The following is a 6,432-nucleotide window of genomic DNA, read 5'->3' as shown; positions in this document are numbered from 1 at the left end:
CTTCTCATTTTATCCAACACTTCCGCATTTACAACAGAAAGTCAATATCGTAACTTTATGAAACCGCTTGTTATAAACTTTCATATAAACGCCAAACCTCTTATGGGGTTTTACCTATTCGGTAAGTAAATAAGTAAAGCGGAACGGTCGGATGTATAAAAAACATGCGCTTTGCGGCTCCTCTCTTTTCAACCTATAGGAACCTAAGTCTTTGTCAACCGCCGTTTTACGGTATCTTGCTGAAGTCAAGATATTCTTTCGGACGCACAAGGCCGTCTTTATCCGAATACAACATGTATTCGTCATTGTATAAAACAATCCAATAACCGCACGATGAATACAATATTTTATCGAAGACGGGCTGTGTCGCAAACTCGCCCCGCTCATTCATAAGCCCCCATTTCCATTGCCTTTCCCCGACAGGTTTACCGTATATAATATGTCCGTCGTTAAAGTCGCCGTCTAATGTATAATCCTGAGGAAGAATAAAAACATCATTATCTCGTATATCGATCAATTTCCAACCGGAAGCTCTGTATCCGAAAGCATTCCGCACCTTGCGATCGGCGCTTACCGGTATGTATCGCACCGCACAGACGCTGCCGGAATAATTTTTAACTTCGTAATATTTCGGCTTTATTTTCCAGTTTCCCGCTACGTCAATCAACCCCGTTGCGGCGGTGAGTTCTTCTTCGTTATCATAATAAACGGAGGCTGCCGGTATAAAACCGTTTATTACACACTCCCCCAAATAGGCATATTTTGCGGAAAGCAGCTTACGTCCCTTTTTATCCATAATTCCCCATAAGCTCATGCTTCGCGTATGCAAATCAGGATTGCCGTGCTTTTCTCCGAAAACGGCATAACCTTCGGAAAATCTATTTAAGATATCGGCACTGACGGGAAAATTGAACCGCTCCTTTAAGAACGTACCATGCTTATCCATAAAGAACGCTTTATGTTTTTTGAGATCATGATATACGACGTAACCTTCGTGAAATCCTCCTGAAAAATAAGCAGCACGCCTGTCACAGTAAACCGCTTTATTACCATGTATATCATAAAAACCATGTTCATCAATTTCGGTGTCTTTGTCGTAGAGCATATATTGGAACATTTGTTCCGATATATGTATTCTATATACCGGACCGGAATCTCTGTATTGAAATATAGTTTTCCCGCTTACATCGACAACGGAGCAAAAAAGCGGCTCATCTTTTTCGGGATCATAGGTTTGACCGATCAAAGCATAGCCATCGGAAAAATCCGTTTTAACATAGTAATCTTTGGAGCAAAAAACAACCTTTTTATTTTCATTAAAAAGCCCGCTTACGAAATCTCCTTGCTCCTCCATCCGGAAAGTTATCAAATTTTTTGCTGAACGAAACTCCGTATTTTGTTCATTAATCGTCGGTTTGCAGCTAAAAAAGACTGTTGCCAAAAGTATAATGATACAAATAAAAGTGAACTTTTTTTGCATTGCAATACCTCTTATTGTCCAAACGGCAAATATGCAAATTCATTGTATCCGAAAAAGTTTTGAAGAGCTTCAATACTATCGAATTCATGTGACTCAACTCTATTACTTGAATAATGTGATAGAGAGAAACTACCATTATCTTTTTTATAGACAAGTGCCATATGCGGTGTCTCGGGGAAACTACCTCCTTGCATCATCATAGCATTCCACCCATCTTGAGGAGATGTCACTAAATCATCTTTATAGTAGTCCAAATAATTAGCACCTTTTCGTTTCTTAGTTTCCGCAACAATAGTTTGATTAGGATCCGGCCAGTCCGCCGGTTTTTTATTTCCCTTAGAAAGAACTTCAGTACAATATGTATCACAATTATGTCCTTCCAAATTAAAACCGTTAGAAGCTTCCAGTGCCTGTCTCCACATCATTTCGCTTTGAGCTAGTTCTTCTAAATTTTCTTGTCCCGCCAGTCCGTTCCGCCATTCGCCTGCACCGTCTTTTATACCGTTTTGTACCTTTCCCATTCCTATCACTTCGTTTTGTACTCTCAGCCTGGCATCCATTGCATAAACAGCACCGCCTACAATCCCTTGTCCTATGCTGTCCAGCTTCCGTTTTCCCCAATCCTTTAATCCCGTAAAAAGACCTTTTTTTTCTTCCGGCTCCGCCGCTGCGGGCACTTGCGGAACGGGGTTTTGTGCACTTGCCGCCTGTTGTGTAATGTCCGATTCGTTTTGTACGGGAGGAACGGACGGTACTCCGCTATTTTTTCCTGTGCTTTTAAACAGACGTCACTCCTTTTATCGATAAAAACAGCTCTGTTTTTTTAAGGAGTTAAACAAAAAAAGAAGTGTACGAAACAATAAAACAGATGTTTTATTCAATCGATACTTCCATTCTATACCCCGTTTTTACCCCTTGTCAAGGAAAAAGCGCGGCATAAACGGCGGGTAATATTCTGTAAACGGCGCGGAACAAAAAATGTGCCGCTCTTTTTAAATATGCGTAAAACAGGTTATCCGTACCACTTTGTCGTTTTCAAAATAAAAAATCATACCGACCAATTCATAGTCGGAATTATTGTATTCTATTCTGTTTTTAGTAGTCAAAAACGGTTTTCCGTACGCGCGAAGTACATCTTCTTTAGTTGAACCGATTGTAATGCCCAAAGGAGTTACCGCAGCAGGATTAACGGTTGTAATAAATATAATGCTGTTCATGTTGTTCCATGCAAAAACGGTTCCGTCCTTTTCGCAACCGGGTAAATCGCCGAATTTATAAAGTTCTAAAAACGGAGTTTCCAGTAAAATATCGGAAATCAAGTTTTCCGGTTTTTTATCTCCTATCCTTATGGTAACGTTATTAATCGTAATTCTATCTACCGTATTAAGCGGAGTAATGCGATTCTCCCGTACATCCATCACAGGCGTTTCCATATCAAGGACGGCTTTATATATTCTTTTTGCAGTAAGATACCCCGAAAAGCACCAGCCTTCCGTGCCGTCCTCCAAGCGTACCCGTACCCAAGGCGCCGTTATGCCGTCTATTTTTTCTTTTGCGCCGATTTCGACGATTTTCAGCTTCGTGCCCTTATTGACCGTACGCAATTTTGTACCGTCCGTCCCTGCCTTATCCCGGATATTTAAATTAGCTTGCGTGTAAAAAGCGGTTGTTCTAAGCGGAAGTTTCATATCGAACAGATTTTGCACCGATATATAGAGCTTGTCGTACAAATCCGAAAATGCACGTATCCGTGTCGGCACGTTTTCCGAACGAGTTTCAAGCAATGCCGCAAAGCGCTCCTTCCCCGTCTTCGAAACAAAAGATACTATATCCGAATCATTACCGTACAGTTTGATAAAAGAAATGCGGTCTTCTCCGTTCAAAAAAGCACATTCTATCCAATAATCAGACGGATACGGAGCATTTTTTTGATACAAAAAACCTACCGCACATTCTCCGATAATCTTATCGTTATACCGCAGTTTTCTATGCAGCAAAAACTGTATCTTGTCATGCACATCTTTACGATCATCAAAAAGAACATATTCACCCTGTGTTACATCATTTAGACATAAAAACAATTCTTCCCTTGAAACATAGCCTTGCGCATTATATGCGTTACGCAGCTGCAGGCCGTTTTTTTCCGTTTGCTCAACAAACACCGCAGTTGCGAAAAAATTATTACGAACTTTATCGGGTATGTCACTGACATGTACATCATACGTTTTATACGCATACCGCTCGGCTTTTTGTACCGCTACTTCGGGTGCAAGAAAATGTATGTCGTTTTGCCCGATAACAGGATTTTCCGCATATATACATACACATAATAACATATATACATAAAACGGAATTGATTTCATGTTACCCTCCTAAAATTAAGAAAACTAAACAACGATAACGGATTCTTTCATGCTATTACTCTCTTATACGGCCGACGACTCGGGCATACACATGCGGCATTGCGATTTCCGTTAAAGTTTTATTGTGTATATCGTATTTAAATGTTCTTCCTTTACATATCCTGCCCGGACGAATCCAGTCCGCATCCGTACACATCGTAATAAAAATACGATCTTTTTCCGCATACCAGCGCATACTCCACGGCTTTTTTATTTTTTGTAAGTTTATATCATCTCCCCTGTATGTCCCGCTTTGTATATCATATATCCGTATAAAATGATCGCTGCCGTGAACTTCAATAATCCACGGCATACCTGAAACCTTCGCATGGTTGCTAATAAAAGAATGTTTGTCCGACGGATAAGGATAATATTGTCCGTTTTCCATATCATACCGGCCTTTGTCGAAAAACAGCCGCTTGCCGTCGTACCCGATAAGAAAATTTCGGGTAATTTTCATTGAAGCGAACATATCACGTATATCAATAATACGCTCCGTGCCCGTTTTTAAATCCGTTATAGCGTATAATCCCGGATAGTATATCGTATCTTCTTCTTTATAATAATCAAGGACTATTTCATCATTATAGATATAGAACGCCGCAGGCCTTTCTCCCTGACGTTTTTTTATCACAACCTCTTTGGCTGCATCGTAGGTACCGCCCGTTACATCCGCAAAAAAAAATACGTCTCGGCCGCTCGATACGGTTTTTGCCCATACCTTGTTTGTTTTCCAATCAAAATAACAATATACGCTTTTCCATCTGTCAGGATAACGTTGTAACGCCGTTATATCCCCTTCTTTACCGTCTATCCATAACTGTGCAGGGCAGCAATCATCAGTAGAAAATATAATTCCCGCTTCCTGCTGCAGTGCAGGCCGTGTACATGCTGAAAAAAAACAACAATACCGCACAGAAAATTTGTATAAAACGCCGTGTATGCATGTAACAACCTCCTTACCGGCTCCTTATAAACTGCCCTTCCTCTCAAACTTCGTCAAAAAGCGGTACCCGCTCATCTTACTTTAAATACACAGGTCATCATTGCAATAAAAATAACGTAACTAACAATTCTTTTATTTAACATAGACAAAGCCTCCTTTATACAATCGATTACCTCGTGCCGGTTAAAGTACCGCATCCGTTACGGCTTTTGCGGTGTCAGATACCTAGAAAAGCACCAGCCTTCCGTGCCGTCCTGTAAACGCACTTTCACCCAAGAAGCCGTTATGCCGTCTATTTTTTCTTTTGCTCCAAGTTCAAGAATCCGCAGTTGTGTTCCCTTGTTCGCCGTGCTCAGTTTTGTTCCGTCACTCCCCGCCTTATCGAGGATATTTAAATGTGCCTGTGTATAAAAAGCGGTTGTGTTAAGCGGAAGTTTCATATCGAACAGATTTTGCACCGATATATACAGCTTATCGTAATAATCCAAGAACTCACGCATCCATGGCGGAAGCCGCTTTGAGCGGTTTTCGATATGTACTCTTAAACAGACGTCACTCCTTTTATCAATAAAACGATATTCCGCAAAGCTTATTCTTTTTTCGGCAGTCTCGCTCCTTTTACGGCTTTTCCCTCGTCCGTGTACGTACGCAAGCGTTTTAATACAATGCCTGCAACACACGTGTCCTGCCAGCGCGTGCCCGGATACACATCTTTGATTTCCAATTCAACATCCGTTCCTTTAAATTCGCTGATATCTATAAACTGCGGATTCGGCGTATCTTCAAGATATACCGATTTACTTTTTTGCGTTTTTACATCCGTTACTTTAAACTCTTTTACCCGGGAGTTTTTTTCGTATAAGTCCGGGCGCACAAAAGAAATAAAGCCGTTGCACACATAAAAACCCACCGCTTTACCGGCAGGAACGTCGCCTTCTTCCTCGTCATAGGTTGAAAACCGGATTTTTTCTCCGATACCCTGCCCCGGCGCATTTTCAACCCAGGGGGCATCCAAACTGAACCTAATAAGATTGCTTGCCTCATAACTCATGCGCGGCCGCGTTTCCGTTGCTTCTTCTTTTAGAAAAGAAGTGGCACTCACGTCGGAAAAGGTACGGCGAGTCGAAAGTTCATATATTGTTTGCTGTGTTTTTTCCAGAGCACCGAACACGTGTTCTCCCGCCGCCATATACTGCGAAGCATTGTTGTTCTTAAAAAGAAAGCATACTTCCTCACTCTTCAATATGAGGAATATTTTTTCTCCTGCGCTATCGCATAAAAACGGTATTTTATGTTCGCATTTTATTTGATAATCATCTAATTGAGTAAATACGGGAACTCTTTCGGTATAGTTATTGTTTTCTAAAGTGACCGCTTTATTTGATATGGTAAACATATATCTCATTTCAGAAGCTGACGGCATTTGATACACAACGGGAAGCGATACCTTCTCTTCTTTTATATCGGCTGCATAAATGACCGATAGTATCGCACAACAAAAAAACAATGTGCTGCATACTACTGTATATTTTATTCTCACCACGGCATGTTTCCTCCTTTATTCAATGAAAGTTCCTTGCCATATTCTGTGCTGTATAGTAGCC

At 40.9% G+C, this 6,432-nt stretch carries 6 protein-coding genes; all 6 read right to left on the bottom strand.

What is annotated here, in order from left to right:
* Nucleotides 1-226: 226 nt before the first annotated feature.
* The gene (locus tag H0R92_RS12625; protein WP_432965504.1) at nucleotides 227-1,354 is read right to left on the bottom strand and encodes a WG repeat-containing protein; all 1,128 of its coding nucleotides are present in this window, start codon (nucleotides 1,352-1,354) and stop codon (nucleotides 227-229) included.
* Between the two features lie 137 nt (nucleotides 1,355-1,491).
* Nucleotides 1,492-2,157, bottom strand: coding sequence for a hypothetical protein (locus H0R92_RS12620; RefSeq protein WP_432965501.1), 666 nt, complete (start codon nucleotides 2,155-2,157; stop codon nucleotides 1,492-1,494).
* Between the two features lie 315 nt (nucleotides 2,158-2,472).
* Complete coding sequence (locus tag H0R92_RS12615) at nucleotides 2,473-3,843, bottom strand: SH3 domain-containing protein (RefSeq protein WP_432965498.1); 1,371 nt, start codon at nucleotides 3,841-3,843, stop codon at nucleotides 2,473-2,475.
* A 55-nt stretch (nucleotides 3,844-3,898) separates the two neighbouring features.
* Complete coding sequence (locus H0R92_RS12610) at nucleotides 3,899-4,798, bottom strand: hypothetical protein (RefSeq protein WP_432965495.1); 900 nt, start codon at nucleotides 4,796-4,798, stop codon at nucleotides 3,899-3,901.
* 230 nt (nucleotides 4,799-5,028) lie between these two features.
* Nucleotides 5,029-5,328, bottom strand: coding sequence for an SH3 domain-containing protein (locus tag H0R92_RS12605; protein ID WP_432965492.1), 300 nt, complete (start codon nucleotides 5,326-5,328; stop codon nucleotides 5,029-5,031).
* An 89-nt stretch (nucleotides 5,329-5,417) separates the two neighbouring features.
* Nucleotides 5,418-6,371 (bottom strand): NADase-type glycan-binding domain-containing protein, encoded by a 954-nt coding sequence (locus H0R92_RS12600; RefSeq protein WP_432965489.1) that lies wholly within the window; start codon nucleotides 6,369-6,371, stop codon nucleotides 5,418-5,420.
* Nucleotides 6,372-6,432 lie beyond the last annotated feature (61 nt).

It is taken from the genome of Treponema sp. OMZ 840, assembly GCF_050937815.1.
Lineage (GTDB): Bacteria > Spirochaetota > Spirochaetia > Treponematales > Treponemataceae > Treponema_C.
Note: the sequence above shows the minus strand (reverse complement) of the source record. Positions and strands in the feature narration are given on the sequence as shown.

Coding starts and splice junctions, on each gene's coding strand:
- H0R92_RS12625 (WP_432965504.1), bottom strand. CDS start 1,354: ATGGAGGAGCAAGGAGATTTCGTAAGCGGGCTTTTTAATGAAAATAAA.
- H0R92_RS12615 (WP_432965498.1), bottom strand. CDS start 3,843: ATGAAATCAATTCCGTTTTATGTATATATGTTATTATGTGTATGTATA.
- H0R92_RS12605 (WP_432965492.1), bottom strand. CDS start 5,328: ATGCGTGAGTTCTTGGATTATTACGATAAGCTGTATATATCGGTGCAA.